At 62.4% G+C, this 17,893-nt stretch carries 17 protein-coding genes; 5 read left to right on the top strand and 12 right to left on the bottom strand.

From position 1 onward, the window contains the following. The first annotated feature begins 51 nt into the window (after positions 1 to 51). Positions 52 to 369 (top strand): heavy metal-binding domain-containing protein, encoded by a 318-nt coding sequence (locus N8A98_RS16115; protein WP_262166770.1) that lies wholly within the window; start codon positions 52 to 54, stop codon positions 367 to 369. On the opposite strand, the gene N8A98_RS16110 is transcribed toward N8A98_RS16115, so the two are convergent. Further along, entirely contained in the window at positions 366 to 656 is a 291-nt protein-coding gene (locus N8A98_RS16110; protein WP_262166769.1) for a putative quinol monooxygenase, read from the bottom strand. The two genes, N8A98_RS16115 and N8A98_RS16110, sit on opposite strands and share 4 nt — an antisense overlap. A 17-nt stretch (positions 657 to 673) precedes the next feature. Beyond that, the gene (locus tag N8A98_RS16105) at positions 674 to 1,135 is read right to left on the bottom strand and encodes a DUF5680 domain-containing protein (RefSeq protein ID WP_262166767.1); all 462 of its coding nucleotides are present in this window, start codon (positions 1,133 to 1,135) and stop codon (positions 674 to 676) included. A 102-nt stretch (positions 1,136 to 1,237) separates the two neighbouring features. Here N8A98_RS16105 and N8A98_RS16100 point away from each other — a divergent pair, with 102 nt between their 5' ends. Further along, positions 1,238 to 2,122, top strand: a complete 885-nt coding sequence (locus N8A98_RS16100) for a 50S ribosomal protein L11 methyltransferase (protein ID WP_262166765.1) — start codon at positions 1,238 to 1,240, stop codon at positions 2,120 to 2,122. 145 nt (positions 2,123 to 2,267) lie between these two features. On the opposite strand, the gene N8A98_RS16095 is transcribed toward N8A98_RS16100, so the two are convergent. Beyond that, entirely contained in the window at positions 2,268 to 2,399 is a 132-nt protein-coding gene (locus N8A98_RS16095) for a hypothetical protein (RefSeq protein ID WP_262166763.1), read from the bottom strand. 204 nt (positions 2,400 to 2,603) lie between these two features. On the opposite strand from N8A98_RS16095, the gene N8A98_RS16090 reads away from it, so the two are divergent. After that, positions 2,604 to 4,424 carry an aminopeptidase P family protein gene (locus N8A98_RS16090; protein ID WP_262166761.1) on the top strand — a complete coding sequence of 607 codons (1,821 nt, stop codon included), beginning with the start codon at positions 2,604 to 2,606 and terminating at the stop codon, positions 4,422 to 4,424. A gap of 189 nt (positions 4,425 to 4,613) precedes the next feature. Here N8A98_RS16090 and N8A98_RS16085 read toward each other — a convergent pair whose 3' ends face one another. From N8A98_RS16085 to ftsZ, 8 genes are all read right to left on the bottom strand, one after another. Continuing rightward, positions 4,614 to 5,102, bottom strand: coding sequence for a hypothetical protein (locus tag N8A98_RS16085; protein ID WP_262166759.1), 489 nt, complete (start codon positions 5,100 to 5,102; stop codon positions 4,614 to 4,616). Positions 5,103 to 5,341: 239 nt separating this feature from the next. Next, on the bottom strand, positions 5,342 to 5,809 hold the full coding sequence (locus N8A98_RS16080; protein WP_262166757.1) for a DUF3828 domain-containing protein: 468 nt from the start codon (positions 5,807 to 5,809) through the stop codon (positions 5,342 to 5,344). Between the two features lie 20 nt (positions 5,810 to 5,829). Next, positions 5,830 to 7,104, bottom strand: coding sequence for a hypothetical protein (locus N8A98_RS16075; protein ID WP_262166755.1), 1,275 nt, complete (start codon positions 7,102 to 7,104; stop codon positions 5,830 to 5,832). 18 nt (positions 7,105 to 7,122) lie between these two features. Beyond that, positions 7,123 to 9,333 (bottom strand): NAD-dependent DNA ligase LigA, encoded by a 2,211-nt coding sequence (gene ligA, locus N8A98_RS16070; protein WP_262166753.1) that lies wholly within the window; start codon positions 9,331 to 9,333, stop codon positions 7,123 to 7,125. A gap of 157 nt (positions 9,334 to 9,490) precedes the next feature. Continuing rightward, positions 9,491 to 11,161: a DNA repair protein RecN gene (recN, locus tag N8A98_RS16065; protein ID WP_262166752.1), complete on the bottom strand. Its 1,671-nt coding sequence runs from the start codon at positions 11,159 to 11,161 to the stop codon at positions 9,491 to 9,493. 217 nt (positions 11,162 to 11,378) lie between these two features. Next, positions 11,379 to 12,224, bottom strand: a complete 846-nt coding sequence (locus N8A98_RS16060) for an outer membrane protein assembly factor BamD (RefSeq protein ID WP_162740237.1) — start codon at positions 12,222 to 12,224, stop codon at positions 11,379 to 11,381. An 89-nt stretch (positions 12,225 to 12,313) separates the two neighbouring features. Next, positions 12,314 to 13,270: a UDP-3-O-acyl-N-acetylglucosamine deacetylase gene (lpxC, locus tag N8A98_RS16055; protein WP_262166748.1), complete on the bottom strand. Its 957-nt coding sequence runs from the start codon at positions 13,268 to 13,270 to the stop codon at positions 12,314 to 12,316. Positions 13,271 to 13,382: 112 nt separating this feature from the next. Then, positions 13,383 to 15,050, bottom strand: a complete 1,668-nt coding sequence (ftsZ, locus tag N8A98_RS16050; RefSeq protein WP_262166746.1) for a cell division protein FtsZ — start codon at positions 15,048 to 15,050, stop codon at positions 13,383 to 13,385. Between the two features lie 215 nt (positions 15,051 to 15,265). Between ftsZ and N8A98_RS16045 the strand changes: the two genes are divergently transcribed. Together N8A98_RS16045 and N8A98_RS16040 are read left to right on the top strand one after the other, a co-directional pair. After that, on the top strand, positions 15,266 to 15,727 hold the full coding sequence (locus tag N8A98_RS16045) for a VOC family protein (RefSeq protein ID WP_262166744.1): 462 nt from the start codon (positions 15,266 to 15,268) through the stop codon (positions 15,725 to 15,727). A 56-nt stretch (positions 15,728 to 15,783) separates the two neighbouring features. Then, the gene (locus tag N8A98_RS16040) at positions 15,784 to 16,587 is read left to right on the top strand and encodes a nucleotidyltransferase domain-containing protein (protein WP_262166742.1); all 804 of its coding nucleotides are present in this window, start codon (positions 15,784 to 15,786) and stop codon (positions 16,585 to 16,587) included. A gap of 4 nt (positions 16,588 to 16,591) precedes the next feature. Here N8A98_RS16040 and ftsA read toward each other — a convergent pair whose 3' ends face one another. Next, complete coding sequence (gene ftsA / locus N8A98_RS16035; protein ID WP_262166740.1) at positions 16,592 to 17,890, bottom strand: cell division protein FtsA; 1,299 nt, start codon at positions 17,888 to 17,890, stop codon at positions 16,592 to 16,594. Positions 17,891 to 17,893: the final 3 nt, after the last annotated feature.

Raw genomic sequence — 17,893 nt, 5'->3', positions numbered from 1 at the left:
TGTGCTCTGCTACAACTTCGAGCGCACCCCAGGTTAATAGGTAACCGAGCAATGATCGTCAGCACCACGCCCACGCTGGAAGGCCGCCAGATCCGCGAATATTTGGGCATCGTTACTGGCGAAGTCATTGTCGGCGCCAATATCTTCAAGGATCTGTTCGCCGGCATCCGCGATATCGTGGGCGGCCGCGCCGGCGCCTATGAATCCACGCTGCGCGATGCCCGCCGCCAGGCCTTTAGCGAATTGGAATCCGAGGCCAAGCGCCTGGGCGCCGATGCGGTGGTTGGTGTCGATATCGATTACGAAGTCGTCGGCCAGGGCGGCTCCATGCTGATGGTGTCGGTCTCGGGCACCGCCGTCAGGTTCTAGAGCCCGATCCCGCCCAGCGGTTCAGTCGCGTAGTACTCCCCAAAGCCGGCAATGATCGGCTTGGCCTTAGCTATGGTCGCCTGCACATGCGGCAGCTGTAGCGAGGCGCCATGGCTGTGCTTGCTGTCCCACACTTCGGTGATCCAGATGCCGTCTTCGCTCGCCGGGTCACGGGCGATCACATAGCTGATGCAACCGGGCATGGCGTCATTGCCCTCCAGCATGATCGCCAGCAATTCCTCGCGCTTGCCCGGCGCCGCCAGCATTTTGCCGATCAGACCATACATTTGCTCTTCTCCTCCCGCTAAGGCTTGATCAGCCCGCCGCTATAGCGCAGCCCATAGGCCCTTGTTCCCGCGCAATAAATTGCTTCTTCGCCGGAGAACATATCGACCCCGCCTTCGGACTTATCCACGTATTCCCCGTGCGGCCCCGCCCAGCGGAAACCGTCGAGAAAGCGCCCCTCGGCATACATGGCGGACAGTGCGAGTTTGATAGTCTCCCCTGCCCGTTGCGCATCGATCAGGTTTGCCCGCAGGATGAAGCCATGATAATTCATGGCCCAGACCGGCTCGGCATCAAGCCAGATGGTTTCCTGCCCCAGAAAATCGGTGCCGCCGAAATAGCTGTCGCGATAGCGCCATGACCCTTGCGACCAGACCAGATCATGCGAACCCTGCCGGCTCGACGCGGATTTTTCGCCGCCGCCGATGTAACAGGCCTGTTTGGCAGCCACCACGACTGCATTGAGCGCATTCAAATCCATTTTCACCCCTCGAACAAATCATGAACAATTACCGTGTATTCGTCAAGGAAATCGTGGCGCATTGACTTGTTTCGGCCGCTGCCGCAACAAGGGGCCGATCAAATGAAAGCCCTGCCCATGTCCGTCGACCAGCTCTCCGCTCCGCTCACCAAAGAACAGGCCTATGCCCTGGTCGATGCCGTGATGGAGCGGGACGACCTGGCCTTGACCGCCTCGGCGCATGAGAATGAAGAGACGGGCGAATGGTTCTTCGAGGCCACGTGCGATAGCCCGCCCGATCTTGAATCATTTTCTGAACTTGCCCGGCAAACCCTTGGTGGGGCAGTCGATTTTTCCGTTTCGCCAATCGATCCCGAGATCAATTGGGTGGCCAAATCGCTGGAGGGTCTGGCCCCGGTGATCGCGGGCGGCTTCTATGTTTATGGCAGCCATGAAACTGGCCCCATTCCGGGCGGGCTGACGCCAATGCGGATCGACGCGGCGCAGGCTTTTGGCACCGGGCACCATGAGACGACCACGGGGTGTCTCGAGGCCATCGATAAGGTGCTCAAGCGCCGCCGGCCGCGGGTGTTGCTCGACGTTGGTACGGGTACAGGCGTGCTGGCAATTGCATTGGCCAAGCGGCTGCGGCTGCCGGTTATTGCCAGCGATATCGACCCTATTGCGGTGACGACCACCATTGAAAATGCTCAACAAAATGGCGTTGGCAAGTTCATCATCGGCATCGAAGCGACGGGCCTGACCAATCCGACCATTGCGGGCAATGCGCCTTATGACTTGATCGTCGCCAATATTCTGGCGGGGCCGCTGACGGCTCTGGCACCGGCCATGGGGCGGGTTGCCGGGCGCGGCGCGACGATCATTCTGTCGGGAATTTTGCAGCATCAGGCGCGGGGCGTGATCAATGCCTATCAGCGCCAGGGCATGATCCTGACCGAAAAGCTGCAGCGCAAGGACTGGACCACGCTCATCCTCGAAATGCGCTGACACAGTCACCGCATCGCACCTTCTGATGCTAGCAGACTGTTAGCATCGAGAGCAGCATTTGGCCGTTTAGGTGCACCAGAAAAGCAAAATCCCCGAACTCGCGTCCGGGGATCAATCAGATCGTCAGCAGTAAACTGCAGCGGCCTTACGGGCGCTTTGTGAATGCGCCGATCAGCTGGTGCTGCATGCGATAGCTGACCTGACGGCTCGACTCGCGGCCACGGGCGTCGATAACGGCTCCCAGTGCCTTGCGGAAATCATTCTTGCTCTCGGTCATCTCAGTCTCCATGCATGTCGGCGATCTATTGCCGTCGACAGGAGCTTATCTAGTCCCTCCCCCCGGCTTTGGTTAGGGGGCAAACGGCAAGCCAGCCATGCCAGTTTCGCAAGCCCCGTTACCACCACGTTAATTTGCCGTTCAGACTTCGCAGCGCGCCAACCTCTGGTTAAGGTATCGCTAGAGCCGAACAGGAACGACGCCATGACCGACCAGACTTTTCCGCCAGCCATCTTCCAGAGCTTTGAGGAAAAGGCCGACCCCAAAAATGTCGCGCCCCGGCTCAAGGCGCTGCGGGCGGCCATGGCCAAGGCGGGGGTCGACGGGTTCCTGGTGCCCCGCGCCGATGCCCATCGCGGCGAATCGGTGCCGGCCAGCGAAGCACGGCTGGCCTATCTCACCGGCTTTACCGGCTCGGCCGGCATTGCCATGGTGGGGAAGAAGAAGGCGGGCCTGTTCATCGATAGCCGCTATACATTGCAGGCGCCGGCGCAGACCGACACGGCCAAGGTGAGTGTGCACGAAGTGCTGCAAGGCGGATTGCCGGTGGAGATTGGCGACTACGTGCCCAAAGGCGGCACCATTCGCTACGATCCCTGGCTGCATACGCCGGGCGAAATTCGCGACCTGCAGGCCAAGCTGGGCAAGCGGGCCAAGCTGATGCCCGGCCCCAATCTGATCGACGCAATCTGGAACGATCGGCCCGGCGCGCCGGTCAGCGCCATCGAAGTACTCGGGCACAACCGGGCCGGCAAGACCGCGCCGGACAAGATTGCCGATATTCAGGCGAGCTTGAATCAGGACGGCGCCGACGCGGCCGTGCTGACGCTGCCGGAATCGATCTGCTGGCTATTCAATATTCGCGGACGCGACGTGCCCAACACGCCCTTCGTGCTGGGCTTTGCCGTCGTGCCGCGCAAGGGCGAACCCTCGCTTTATCTGGACCCGGCCAAGATCACGCCGGAGCTGAGCAAGGCGCTTGATGGCGTGGCCAAGGTGGTGAGCAGCAAGAACCTGCCCAATGCATTGGCCAAGCTGGGCAAGGACAAGAAGGCGGTGCTGATCGATCCGGCGACAGCGCCCGAAGCCATTGCCGCGACGCTCAAGAGCGCGGGCGCGGCGCTGATCGAAAAGCGTGACCCGGTGCTGCTGCCCAAATCGCGCAAGAACGAGGCCGAATTGGCCGGCATGCGCGAGGCGCACAAGCTGGATGGCGCGGCTCTGGCCAAATTCCTCGCCTGGTTCGATGACCAGGCTCCGTCGGGCACGCTGACCGAAATCGGCATCGTCACGGCGCTGGAAGCCTTCCGCCGGGAAGACGAGACTTGCGTCGATGCCAGCTTCGACACGATTTCGGGCGCGGGCGGCAATGGCGCGATCGTGCATTACCGGGTGACCGACAAGACCGACCGGGTGCTCAAGCCCGGCGAGCTGATGCTGGTCGATAGCGGGGCGCAATATCTGTCGGGCACGACCGACATTACCCGCACCATGACAACCGGCTCCGCCACGGACGAACAGCGTGACCGCTTTACCCGTGTGCTCAAGGGCATGATCGCCATTTCCATGGCGCGTTTCCCCAAGGGCACGTCGGGCGCCCAGCTCGATGTGCTGGCGCGGCAATTCCTGTGGCAGGACGGCGTGACCTATAATCACGGCACCGGGCACGGCGTGGGGGCGTATCTGGGCGTGCATGAAGGCCCGATCGGGATTTCGCCCCGCTACACCCTGCCGCTCGAAGTGGGCAATGTGCTGTCCAACGAGCCGGGCTATTACAAGACCGGCGAATACGGCATCCGCATCGAAAACCTGATCGTGGTGGTGGAGAGCGCCAAGCCGGGATTCCTGGAGTTCGAGACGCTGACGCTGGCGCCGATTGACCGGCGGTTGGTGGATGTAGGAATGCTGACCGCGGGTGAACGCGATTGGCTCAATGCGTATCACCAGCGGGTTTGGGCGGAGATTGGGCCGGTGGTGACGGGGCCTGTGAAGGACTGGTTGAAGGCGGCTTCCGCGGCGGTTTAAGGGTCGGGTGCAATATCACTGCATTGCCACCGCTTTCCCTCGGGCTTGACCCGAGGGCCTGTCGGGCTGCCACCGGGCACCTGGCTTGCTGAGAGTGGCCCCCGGGTCGAGCCCAAGGGAGATGCGGTGGGGAGGAGGGATTGAGGGCTTAGCCTAGGTAAAGCCCAACGGCGCCGCACACGTACGGCATCAGAACCCCAACTGGTCGTAGGTCAGCGCCCAGCTCAGCAGCCAGTGGTCTTCCTTGCCGAGCGACGCGACATCGTCGACCAGCCAATTGCCGTTTTCGCGCACCATGGCGATGCTGAGCAGGCGGGGCTGGTCGAAATTGTGGTAGCTGACATTGACCACCGAGCGGTCGTCCAGCGTGGTCGGTTCGCCGATAGTGAGATCGAACAGCAGCGCGCTGGCATCGGGCAGGAAAGGGTTGAACACCGCGGCGGGGGTGAATTGCTCGCCCTTCATTGCATTGTCGTCGGTGAATACCTTGTTTTCGACGGCCTGATCGAAAATGGCATTGAGGCGGGGCGAGTAATAGGCGGTGGGATCGCCCGCCGTGCGGCCCGGGCCGTAGCCCTCGAAGATCGCGGTGACCAGCGCCTTGGGATCGCTGAATGCCTCGGCCGCCTGCCCTGCCGCCATGGGCAGCAATATCGCCACAGCCAGAACACCTGCCATCAATCGCATCATTTTTCCTCGCGCCTCGATTGGTCCACGGCTAGCGGTCGGTCGCGGCGCGGTCGTGATCGCGCCATGGCCGATTTGCGGCGGGGAGATTAACTTTTGGCAAGGCTGGCTGGACGAGACGTTCCAGCAGACCTCATCCTGAGCTTGTCGAAGGACGAGGTCGTGGCACTCTAGTCTCCACTCGCTCGACCTCGTGGTTCGACAGGCTCACCATGAGGTCTTCCGTATCTCTAGTTCGCGGCGCTTGCCGCGTCGGCGAAGATTTCGCTGAGGCGGTATTGGTTTTCCGGATTGTTGGAAACCACGTCGTCGATCCGCCAGCCGCCGTCTTCGAAGACCAGATCGTAGGTCAGCTGCTGGGGCTGATCGAAATTGCGGAAATCGACATCGACAATGGCCGTATCGCCATCGATCTGCGGCTCGCCGATGGTCAGGTCGGTCAGTTCGTAATCCTGCCCGTCGATATAGGGATCAAAGCTCAGCGCGCCCATTTCGCCCGCCGGGGTGGAATCCGCATCGGCATCGTAGAGCGCCTGCAGGGCGGCGGAGCGGAACGGGGTCTCGTCCTCGTAGAATTCGCCCGAGATATAGGGCTCGTAGAAAGCCTCGAGCAGGTCTTGCGGCGTGTCATAGGTCTGCGCGGTCGCCAGACTTGTCAGGGCAAGGAATAGGCTCGCGGCCAGGGGGACGAGGCGCATCTTCATTCTCCAGATTGGGCTCAGTTGAACCAGAAGGCGTAATTGAGCCAATTGGTGCCAAAGACACGATTGGCCTCGGCAAAGCTCTGGGCATCGGCAATGGGCCCATCCTTGAGATAAGGCAGGGCACCGGAACCGGTGAGCAGCATGATGATATCGGTGCGGGTGGTGGTTTCAAAATAGGCCTTGAGATCAAAGCCCTGCTTGAAACGCCAATGCGGCACCAGCAGCTTGCCATCGAGCACTTCGTCGACCGCGTCGAGCGTTGCCATCCAGGCATCGACGGTTTCCTGGGTGACCGGCGTGTCCGGCACCAGCGAGGTCTGGCTCGGGGATGGCACCAGCTCACGGTTGTCGTCGGTCTCGGCCAGGAGGGCGTCCCAGTTCTTGCGGGACAAGGCGGTGATCGACTTGAGCCGGGTCAGCACGCCGGCGAGGCGGGCGGTGTCGAGCACGGGGAAATTCATGGTGTGGATGGCCGCGATCATGTCGGCAATGCCAGCATCGCTATTGGCATCGAGGAACAGCACGCCGCCGCTCATATAATCCTGCATCGGCAGGCCGGATTTGGGGAAGACCTGGTGCAGATAGGCATTGAAGAAATCGGAAAAGTCATGCGCCAGGATCAGATCGATCGGCGCGGCGGCGACTTGGCTATAGCCGGCGAACCAGATCGAATCGGCGCGGTCAAAGCCGATGCTGGTATCCGCAGGCGCGGGCGGCGTCTTGGTCTTGCCGGGCGGCGGGCCATCGGGGGCGGGAATATCGGCGAATTCGCCGACGCTGTTGAGCAGCGCCGCCAGCGTTTCGCTGTCGTCATGCTTGCCATCGCCATTGAAATCCACCCGCACCTTGAGCGGATCGATGGTGAGGACATAGTCGCCCGATTCCCCGCCTTTTTCGAAGGCGGCGCGGGCGGCGTCGAGATCGAGCAGGAAATCTTCAAGCACGGTGCGCAGGGTCAGATAGGTCAGCGGCTCGGGATTTGGATTGGCGGGGGCGAGGTCCTGCTGCGTGCCCAGGCCGAACAGCATGCCGGCGGCGGTGGTGCCGGGCACGGTGGCGCCGTAGCGGTAAAGGTCTTGAGCGAAGCCCTCATAGGCGCCGACCAGGGTCAACAGGCCCAGGGCAAAACAGGCTTCCTGGTTGCCGCCATCGCAGTCCTCACTCGTAGCGGGAATGGATTGCGCGGCATTGCCGGCATAGAGCTGGTCGCGCGCCAGATCACCCGCTTCGCTCGCCATGGCCGGCACGGCAAGACCGGCCAGGGCGGCCAGCACCAGGAACTGCTTCATCAATCCTCCCTCGCGGGCCTATTTGCCGACCCGCTCGAACCAATCGTCTTCGCTGATCACCTCGACGCCCAGCTCTTCAGCTTTCTTCAGCTTGGAGCCGGCGCCGGGACCGGCCACCAGGATATCGGTTTGCGCCGATACCGAGCCGGCGACTTTGGCACCCAGCCGTTCGGCCATAGCCTTGGCTTCGGATCGTGACATTTTTTCGAGCGAACCGGTGAACACCACGGTTTTTCCGGCGACCACGCTGTCGGCCGAAACATTGACCACATAGGGCTTGGGGTGAACCTGCTGCAGCAGCCGCTCGAGCACATCGTCATTGCGCTCATTGCCGAAGAAATCCACCAACGCCTCGATCACCGTGCCACCAATGCCGTCGACGGACGGGAACACGGCCTTGGGGTCCTCAGCTGCGGCGGTTTCCTTGCCGACCCGGATCAGTTCTTCCATCGTCGAGAAGGTGCGGGCCAGCACTGAGGCGGTAGTTTCGCCAATATGGCGGATGCCCAGGGCGAAGATGAAGCGGTCCAGCTCGGGCTCGCGGCGCTCGTCGATGGCCTTGAACAGCTTGTCGAGGCCTTCATAATTGCGGTCTTCGACGCTGCGGACATTCTTGCGCGTCTTGCCCGAGGCGGCTTCGCGCTGTTTGGCCTGTCCCTCGCGCCGCTCGGCCAAAGCCTGCTGCACGGCGGGGCGGCGCTCATGCAGCGTGAAGATATCAGCCGCCGTCCGCACCAGGCCCTTGGAAAAGAACAGCTCTATATTCTCGGCGCCCAGCCCTTCGATATCGAGCGCGCCGCGCGACACGAAATGGCGCAGCCCTTCCACCGCCTGGGCGGGGCAGATCAATTCGCCGGTGCAGCGGCGGCGGGAATCTTCCTTGCCGGTCTTTTCGTTGATCTCGCGTGTGGCGGGCGAGCCGCAGACCGGGCATTCATGCGGGAATTCGTACGGCACCGCATCGGGCGGACGCTTTTCCAGCACCACGCGCACGATCTGGGGAATGACGTCCCCGGCGCGCTGGATGACAACGGTGTCGCCGATGCGGATATCCACGCCTTCGCGGATCGGCATTCCATTGCTGTCAAAGCCCTTGATGTAATCCTCGTTGTGCAGCGTGACATTTTCCACCACCACGCCGCCGACCGTGACCGGCTCGAGCCGCGCCACCGGGGCCAGGGTGCCGGTCCGGCCGACCTGGATGTCGATGCGTTTGACCGTTGTAGTCGCCTGCTCGGCCGGGAATTTATGCGCCACCGCCCAGCGCGGCTCGCCGGTGACGAAGCCCCAGCGGCGCTGCAATTCGAGCTGGTCCACCTTGTAGACGACGCCATCGATATCGTAGCCGAGCGAGGAGCGCTGTTCCTCGATCAGCCGGTATTGCGCGATGAGCTCGTCCACCGATTTGGCGCGCACCATCAGCGGGCTGACTTGAAAGCCCCATTCGGCAAATTTCTGCACCGCATCATATTGGGTGGCTGCCGGGTCCTCGGTGGTGGCGCCCCAGGCATAGGCGAAGAATTTCAGATTGCGGCTGGCGGTGACCGAGGCATCCTTCTGGCGCAGCGAGCCGGCAGCGGTGTTGCGCGGATTGACATAATCCTGCCCGCCAGACGCCGCCGAGCGGGCCTTGAGCGCCTGGAACTCGGCATAGGTCATATAGACTTCGCCGCGGATTTCGATGCTGGCCGGCCAGCCCGAGCCTTTGAGCTTTTGCGGAATGTCCTTGATGGTGCGCAGGTTTGCCGTGATGTCCTCGCCCACCGCGCCGTCGCCGCGCGTGGCGCCGCGCACGAAGACGCCATTTTCGTAGAGCAGCGAGGCCGAGAGCCCGTCGATCTTGGGCTCGGCGGTGAAAGCGATGTCGAGATCCCGATCGCGCTCGAAGAAGCGTTTGCCGCGGGTGATGAAATCGACCACGTCCTCGTCGGTATAGGCCTTGGCCAGGCTGAGCATCGGCACGGCGTGGCGCACCTTGGCAAAGCCCTCGGCCGGCGGCGCGCCGACCGAAAGCGAGGGGCTATCCTCGCGCACCAGATGGGGGAAAGCTTCCTCGATGGCGTCATTGCGGCGCCGCATCGCGTCATAAGCCGCGTCAGTGATCTCGGGCGCGTCATTCTGGTGATAGGCGATATCGGCGGCAGCGATGGCCGCAGCCAAACGCGCCAGCTCGGCATCGGCTTCCGGCTCGGTGAGTTCGTCGACGGGTTTGCTGGATAGGTCGGTCATCAGAATCTCTCATTACACCGAACTCCCTTCTCCCTTGTGGGAGAAGGTGGCGCGCAGCGCCGGATGAGGGGTCTGCGATGGTTTGGCTCATGGTGGCGACTGAGGCAACCCCCTCACCCGCCCTTCGGGCACCCTCTCCCAAGGGGAGAGGGAAGGTTCAGTGGACTTCGCTCAACAGCTTGCTGGCGGCCGCGCGGGCTTCGTCGGTGACGCTGGCGCCGGCCAGCATGCGGGCGACTTCTTCCTTGCGGGCGGTAATGTCGAGCGGCTTGACGTGGGTGCGCACGAAGGCGCCCTCCTCCACCGCCTGCTTTTCGATGAGCAGGTGGCGCTGGGCGCGGGCGGCGACCTGGGGGGCATGGGTGACGGCAAGCACCTGCACCTTGCCGGCCAGGCGCGCGAGACGGCGGCCGATGGCATCGGCGACAGCACCACCGACGCCCGTGTCGATTTCGTCAAAGATCAGCACGGGAGCCGAGCCGCGATCGGCCAGCACCACTTTGAGCGCCAGGAGGAACCGGCTGAGCTCGCCGCCCGAGGCCACCTTGAGCAAGGGGCCGGCGGCGGTGCCGGGATTGGTCTGCACGTGGAAGGCGATCTGGTCGAACCCGGCGGCCGCGATGCGGTGCTTGTCGACCTGGTGATCGACGATGAACTTGGCCGAACCCAGCTTGAGATCGGGCAATTCGGCGCCGACAGCCTTGCCGAGCGCAATGGCGGCCTTGGCGCGGCCTGTGCTGAGCGTTTCGGCGGCCTTGCGATAGATTTCCATCGCCTTGGCTTCCGCTGATGTCAGCGCCACCAACTTGGTTTCGCCATTCTGCAGGGTTTCGAGATCGGCGGTGTATTTGGCCAGCACCTCGATCAGCCCTTCGGGCGTGGTCTGGTGCTTGCGCGCGGCGGCGCGCAGGGAGAACAGACGCTCTTCGACAGATTCCAGCTCGCCGGGATCATAGGCCATTTCGCGCTTGAGTTCTTCGAGCGCATCGCTGGTGCGGTCCAAGGCGATCAGGGACTGGTCGAGCGCATCGACAATGGGCTGGAACTGGGTGCCGCCGCTATCGATCTTGCGCAAGAGGCGCCGCATCAGGGCGGCAAGTGCCGGCGCGGGGGCAGAAGGTCCATTGAGGATCTCGTCGGTCTCGGTGACGTCGGCAGCCGATTTCTCGGCCTGCTGCAATTGCTGGCGGCGATCGGCCAATTCAGCTTCTTCGCCGGGCACCAGCTTGAGCTTGCTCAGTTCCTCGACGGTGTGGCGGGCATATTCCTCGGCGGCGAGCGCTTCGGCTACTAGCGCCTTCTGCTCGGCAACGGCTTCCTGCGCTTCGGTCAGGGCCTGCCAGGCATCGCGCACGGCGGCTACGGGCTTTTCCAGCTCGCCAAAAGCATCCAGAGCGGCGCGATGGGTGGCGACATCGACCAGTGCGCGATCATCATGCTGGCCGTGAATTTCAACGATCTGACTGCCGACGCGCTGCAACAGCGCCGCAGAGACCGGCTGGTCATTGATGAAAGCACGGGTGCGGCCATCGGCAAACTGCACGCGGCGCAGGATAATGTCTTCATCATCGGGAATGGCATTGTCGCGCAGGGCGGCACGCGCGGGATGATCCTGCGCCAATTGCAACACGGCGACAACCTGCCCGCTGTCGCAGCCGGTGCGCACCAGCGAAGCATCGCCCCGCCCGCCCAAAGCCAGCGTCAGCGAATCGAGCAGAATGGATTTACCGGCCCCGGTCTCGCCGGTCAGCACGGTCATGCCGCCATCCAGCGCAAGATCGAGTTGATCGATCAGGACGATGTTGCGAACCGAAAGCGCGTTCAGCATGCGCGGACTAGTCCCTAAGACGCCAGAACATCGAGCGGCAACAGCTTCACCAAGTGACCCCATGATGAGCCCGTCGAGCCACGGACTCTGGTAGCACGACCGCGTCCTTCGGCAAGCTCGGGATGCGGTCTACTTCCACTTTTGCCCCGACTTCTACAATAGACGAAGGCGCGCCAGCAAGCTAGCGCGCCTTAGAACAAAATAGCAACATTTATGTTTAGCGGCGGACGGCGGCCAGCCAGCTACCAGTATTCATCTCGGGGGCCAGGCCCTGTTTGCCCAACAAGGCGAAGGCTTCCTGATACCAGGTGCTGGACGGATAATTGTGGCCCAGCACGGCGGCAGCAGTCTTGGCTTCGTTGACCAGGCCCAGCAGCAGATAGCCTTCGGTCAGGCGATACAGCGCTTCCTCGATATGGGTCGAGGTCTGGTATTCCTCGACAACCGTACGGAACCGGTTGATGCCGGCCAGATATTGGCCATTGCCCAGATAGTAACGGCCAACCGACATTTCCTTGCCCGCCAGCTGATCATAGGCGACCAGCAGCTTTTCCTTGGCGTCCTGGGCATATTCGGACTTGGGATAGTTCGAAATGATCAGATTGTAAGTGTCGATGGCATCACGCGACAATTGCTGGTCGCGGGTGATGTCCTTGATCTGGCCGAAATAGGAATTGCCCTTGAGATAGAGCACATAGGCCACGTCCTTGCCGTTCGGATAGATGGCGAGGAACCGGTCGGCGGCAAGAATGGCTTCCGAGAACCGACCGATTCGGTAGTTCGCGTAGACCTGCATCAGCTTGGCTTTTTCGCTCAAGGGGGATGTGGGGTGCTGACGCTCAAGCTTTTCGAGATGCCCGATAGCCGTGACGTAGCGCTGCTGATCCATATTATCGAGCGCCTGCTGGTACAGTGCCTCGGCCGGAATGATCGGCTCTTCCTTGGCCTTGGGCGGCCCAAACAGGTTCAGGCCCGAACAGCCGGCGAGCACCAGGACCAGAAAGCCAACCGTGAAAAACCGGGCGGCCCGGCTGGTGAAACCACCAATAGCATCAACTGTCACGAACTGCCCCGTCTCTATCAGGAAACCGCTATGTGCGGCGTAGTTAGCAAATGGTTCAAAACTGTGGCGCTGCAACTGACCCCTCGAGGTCAGCGCACGGACCGCAAGTAGTGATTGATCTCTAACCCATCAGGCTGATCGTCGAAAGCCTCGAATTCGAGCGGCAAATCTTCCGCACTGACGATTTCATAATTGGCTTCGCTGGAAAACAGCCCCGTCAACACATGTGCGTTAAGCGCGTGTCCGCCCTTATAGGAGCGGAACCGCCCCCAGATGGGCAGGCCACCCAGCGACAGATCGCCAATGGCGTCGAGCAGCTTGTGGCGCACGAACTCGTCTTCGTAGCGCAGACCGCCCGGATTGAGGATGCGATCTTCATGCAGGGTGATGGAATTATCGAGGCTGGAACCCAGGGCATAACCGGCCTGGCGCAGGATCTTGGCATCGCGCACGAAGCCGAAGGTGCGGGCGCGCGAAATGTCTTCGTAGTAACGGCGCGGCGTCCAATCGAAGATCATCCGCTGGCGGCCGATGACCTTGGAGTCGAAATCGATCTCGAGATCGAACGAGCGGCCATTATAGGGCTCAAGCGCGGCGAAGGCGTCATTATTGCGCACGGTGACGGCGCGCATGATCTTGAGAAACTTGCGCTGCGCCGGCTGGATTTCGAGGCCAACCTGCAGGATGTCATCGGCGAAGGGGCGCGCGCTGCCATCCAGAATCGGGCATTCCCCGCCATCCAGCGTGATCAGCGCATTGTCGACGCCCATGCCCGAAAGGGCCGAGGTGACATGCTCGATGGTAGCGACGCTCACGCTGTCGCCCAGATCGAGCGTGGTGCACAGGGTAGTGCGAGAAATACGCGAAAAATGCACGGGAACGGGCGGTGTGGTGCGACCTTCACCCAGTTCGCGGCAGATCAGCAGGCCACTATCGGGCGCGGCCGGGCCGAGCGTGAGGGTCACGGGTTGCGCGCTATGAACACCATAGCCCGCGAACGAGATCGGCGCCGCTAGGGTACGCTGGCGCGTGGTTAGTTTTGACATGCTTGAAGTTACTCCGACCCAAGCCCTGGGACGATTGGCTACTCTATTATCCAAAAAAAACTCGGTGCGGAAGCCGCACCGAGCTACGTTTCATAAATCCGTCAGCAGAGTGTTAACCGTGCTTGCGGAGGAATGCCGGGATTTCCAGATGTTCCTTCTGCGGCGCGGGAGCTGGCTGGCGCCCATGCAGGTCAAGACGCCCCTGGGCTCCTTCGACCGGCGGGGAAACCCGCGAAGTCCTTGCCGGACCAGCCTCAATGGCGCTGCGGGCAGCCGCATCATCGGCGCTGGAATAGGCAGTTTCGTCGCGTTCTACCGGCTGGGACTGGCCCAGATTGAGACCGACATTGGAGGCCAGGCGCTTGAACAGCGCACGGGCATTGCGGGGCTCGGCATCAGGACGTTCCTGCTCCTGCTGTGTCCGGCGCGCAACAACCGGCAGCTCTTCCGTGCGCGGCATGCGGCGCTGACCATCGGGACGGGCAGCGTGCGAGGGCACATAAACGCTGGGTACGGGCTCATCCTGAACCATGGCAGGTTCATCATCGTGGATCGAGTCGGCGGCCGGGATATAGGGCTCGACGAACACGCCATCGTCTTCATGAGCGTAGCTCGGCGCAGGCGCGTCGAAGGTGATGGCTTCGGCAACAGCGGCCTCGACCTGGTGTTCGATAGCCTGGCTGGTGGTCGGCGCCGGGGTTGCAACAGCGGCGCGTTCGGCAGCGACACGGGTCGGCTCAACCGGCACATGGCGGCGCACTTCGAGCGGGGTGCGCGAAGCATGCGGCTTGGCTGGCTCGAGCGCCTGCACCATGGTGGCATCGGTGCCGGTGGCCACGACGGCAACGCGGATCGTGCCGGTCAGATTCGGATCGAAAGTCGCGCCCAGGATGATGTTGCAATCCACATCGACTTCCTCGCGGACGCGGCTGGCCGCTTCGTCGACTTCATAAAGGGTCAGGTCCGGACCGCCGGTGATGGAGATCAAGAGGCCACGTGCACCCTGCATCGACACATCATCGAGCAGCGGATTGGCGATGGCGGCTTCGGCGGCGTGGCGGGCACGATCTTCGCCCGATGCCTCGCCGGTACCCATCATCGCCTTGCCCATGCCGCGCATCACGGCGCGCACGTCGGCGAAGTCGAGGTTGATCAGGCCTTCCTTGACCATCAGATCGGTGATGCAGGCAACGCCGGAGAACAGCACCTGGTCGGCCATAGAGAAGGCGTCGGCAAACGTCGTCTTTTCATTGGCGACGCGGAACAGGTTCTGGTTGGGGATGACGATCAGCGTGTCGACATGGCGATGCAGCTCATCAATGCCGTCTTCGGCCAGACGAGCGCGGCGATTGCCTTCAAAATTGAACGGCTTGGTGACGACACCAACGGTCAGGATACCCTGCTCGCGAGCAGCGCGGGCCACGACGGGCGCTGCGCCGGTACCGGTGCCACCGCCCATGCCGGCAGTGATGAACACCATATGCGAGCCCGAGAGGTGATCATTGATCTCGTCCCAGCTTTCTTCGGCTGCCGCGCGACCCACTTCGGGGTGCGAACCGGCGCCGAGGCCTTCGGTGACGCCGACGCCGAGCTGGATGATCCGCTGCGCCTTGGAGAGCGCGAGAGCCTGCGCATCCGTATTGGCGACGACGAAGTCCACACCATCGAGGCCGGATTCGATCATGTTGTTGACGGCGTTGCCGCCGGCGCCGCCGCAACCGAAAACGGTGATGCGGGGCTTGAGTTCCTGAATATCCGGGATGGTGAGGTTGATGGTCATGGATGGCCTCATAGTGGCTTGATTGGTTAAGGTTTACCCCCCAATTCGTTAACCGCGTCCTAACAATTGTCTCACCGGTGTTAACGTGATCGCAAAATGCGACACCAACCATTCTCCCATTGCGGAGTTGTTAACCACGCCGGCCCCGCGGGCCGGTTGACACGCATAACCGAAAAGCTTTATAACAAAATGGTTATGCAATGAGGAGACTGCAAATGACCGACATCATGCCCTGCCTGTGGTTCGATAACCGCATTGACGACGCTATCGAATTTTACATCAGCACCTTCAAATCGGCCAAGGTGCACGAGGTGAAGCGGCAGGACCCCAAGGGTCCGGTTTTCACCGCCATCATCGAACTGGAGGGGCACAAATTCATGCTGCTCAATGGCGGCCCGACCTTCAAATTCACTGAAGCGGTGTCCTTCATGATCAATGTCGATGGGCAGGACGAGGTCGACTATTTCTGGGATCGTCTCACCGCCGATGGCGGCGAAGAAAGCCAATGCGGCTGGTGCAAGGACAAGTTCGGCCTCTCCTGGCAGGTGGTGCCCAAGCAGATTTACGAGACCGTATTGGGCAAGGACCCGGCTGGTTCGCAACGGGCCATGCAGGCCATGCTCAAGATGGGCAAGCTGATCGTTGCCGACCTGCAGAAGGCCTATGCCGGCGCATAGACCGAATTGCCTCTGCTGCTGCGATATGGTCCTTTGCCGCAAACGGGGAGAGGACAATGGACCAGCACGAGCTGATCGCGGCGGTTAAACAAGCAATGACCGGCAAGGAGGCCATCCGTGGCCTCTTTCTGGCTGGCAGCTATGGAAGGGGAACGGCAGACGCCTGGAGCGATGTCGATCTGGTCGCGCTGGTCGAGCCGGAACATCATGCGGCGGTCGCTGCCGATTGGCGGCAGACGCTGGACGCGATTACTCCGATCGTATTCTGGCAGGAATTGCCGCGCGGTGGCCTGCTGCTCAATGCGGTGTCCGAAGAGTGGTTGCGCTGCGATCTGAGCATCGTCGCCCCCGACAATTTCGGTCGGCGGGCCAAGAACACGGTGAAGCCGCTGGTCGACCGCGACGGGCGCTATGATGACTTGCCGGACACGCTGCCGCTCAAGCAGCCGGACAAGGGCACGGTGAGCTATCTCATCCACGAGTTCATTCGCATGCTGGGGCTGATGCCCGTCGGCGCCGGACGGGGTGAATATGTCACCATGGTGCTTGGGGTCGGCATGATGCGCGACCATCTGACGGCGCTGCTGATGCAGGACGTGACCAATCCCGATCCGGGCGGTATTTTGCATCAATCGACGCTGCTGTCGGCCGAGGACATGGCCCTGCTCAAGTCTCTGCCCTATCCCAAGCCGGAGCGTGACGCGGTGATCGCAGCCAATTTCGCCATTGCGCGGGAATTCATGCCGCGCGCCCGGGCCATGGCCAAGCGGCTGGATATCGTATGGCCGGAGGCGTTCGAGGCAGCGACGCGCAAGCGGCTGGCGGCGACGCTGGGGGATGGGGCCGGGCGGGGCTGGTAAGCCCCTAAAAGCTCGTCCGCAGCCAATATCCCACGCGGGCGAAATAGCCGTCGGTGCCGGTGAGTTTGCGGCTGCCACGGGGCTCGGCATATTCCTGGGAGCAGACCTGGGGATAGACCAACATGCCCGCGACTGTGGCAAAGGCGGCGCCCTTGGCCATTTCGGGCAGGCCGGCAATGCCCATGGGGCGGCCGTTGCGCACGTTCCGCGCGAGGATGCGGCGGGCAACTTCGGGCAGGCCGGTCATTTCGCTGGCGCCGCCGGTCAGCACGAAACGGCGGCCGCAGACATCCATCATGCCGGTGGCCTGCATGCGGTCGCGAATGGCGGTGAGGATTTCCTCGATGCGCGGGCGCATGATGCGGGTCAGCACCGAACGGGCCACCTGCCCCGGCGCTTCGTCATGGGTGGCGCCCACCGGCTGGATCGCAATCATGTCGCGCTCGTCAGCCTGGCCGGGCAGCACCGAGCCATAGAAGGTCTTGAGGCGCTCGGCATCGGCCACGCTGACCGAGAGCTGGCGGGCGATATCGAGCGTCAGATGATGACCGCCAATGGCGATGGCATCGGCATAGACCAGATGGCCGTCGTTGAACACGGAGACGGTCGTGGTCGCGCCACCGAAATCGACGCAGGCAACGCCAAGCTGGGCTTCGTCATCGACCAGCGTGGCCAGACCCGAGGCGTAGGGGGTGGCGACCAGGGCTTCGATCTGCAGGTGGCAGCGATGCAGCACCAATTCGAGATTGCGCATAGCCAGGGTTTCGGAGCTGACCACGGCGACATCGACGCCCAGCTTTTCGCCCACCATGCCCTTGGGATCGCGAATGCCCTTCTGGCCATCCAATGCGTAACCGATGGGTAACGCGTGAATGATCGAGCGCTCGGGACGGACCGAGCGTTCGTTGACGGCGCGCAGCACGCGGTGAATGTCGGCTTTTTCGACTTCGAGGCCATCCAGCGACACGGCGGCCGAGAAGGTTTCCGAGCCAAGGCGCCCGGCGGTGACGTTGACGATGGCGCTTTCGAGCGTCAGGCCCGCAGCGCGTTCGGCCATGCCGACGACGGAGCGGATGGCGTGTTCGGCCTTTTCGATATCAGTGACGACGCCGCTCTTGACGCCGGTGGAGGGGCCATAGCCGAAGCCGATGACTTCGACCTGATGCGAGCGGCCGCGCAGGGCCTTGCCCTCGGCACGCGGGGTGAGCCGGGCGATGACACAGCAAATCTTGGTCGAGCCGATATCGAGCACCGCGACCAGCGTGGTCTTGCCGGGTTGAACGGGCCGCAGACGGGAGGTCATGGC

It is taken from the genome of Devosia neptuniae, from assembly GCF_025452235.1.
GTDB lineage: Bacteria > Pseudomonadota > Alphaproteobacteria > Rhizobiales > Devosiaceae > Devosia.
Note: the sequence above shows the minus strand (reverse complement) of the source record. Positions and strands in the feature narration are given on the sequence as shown.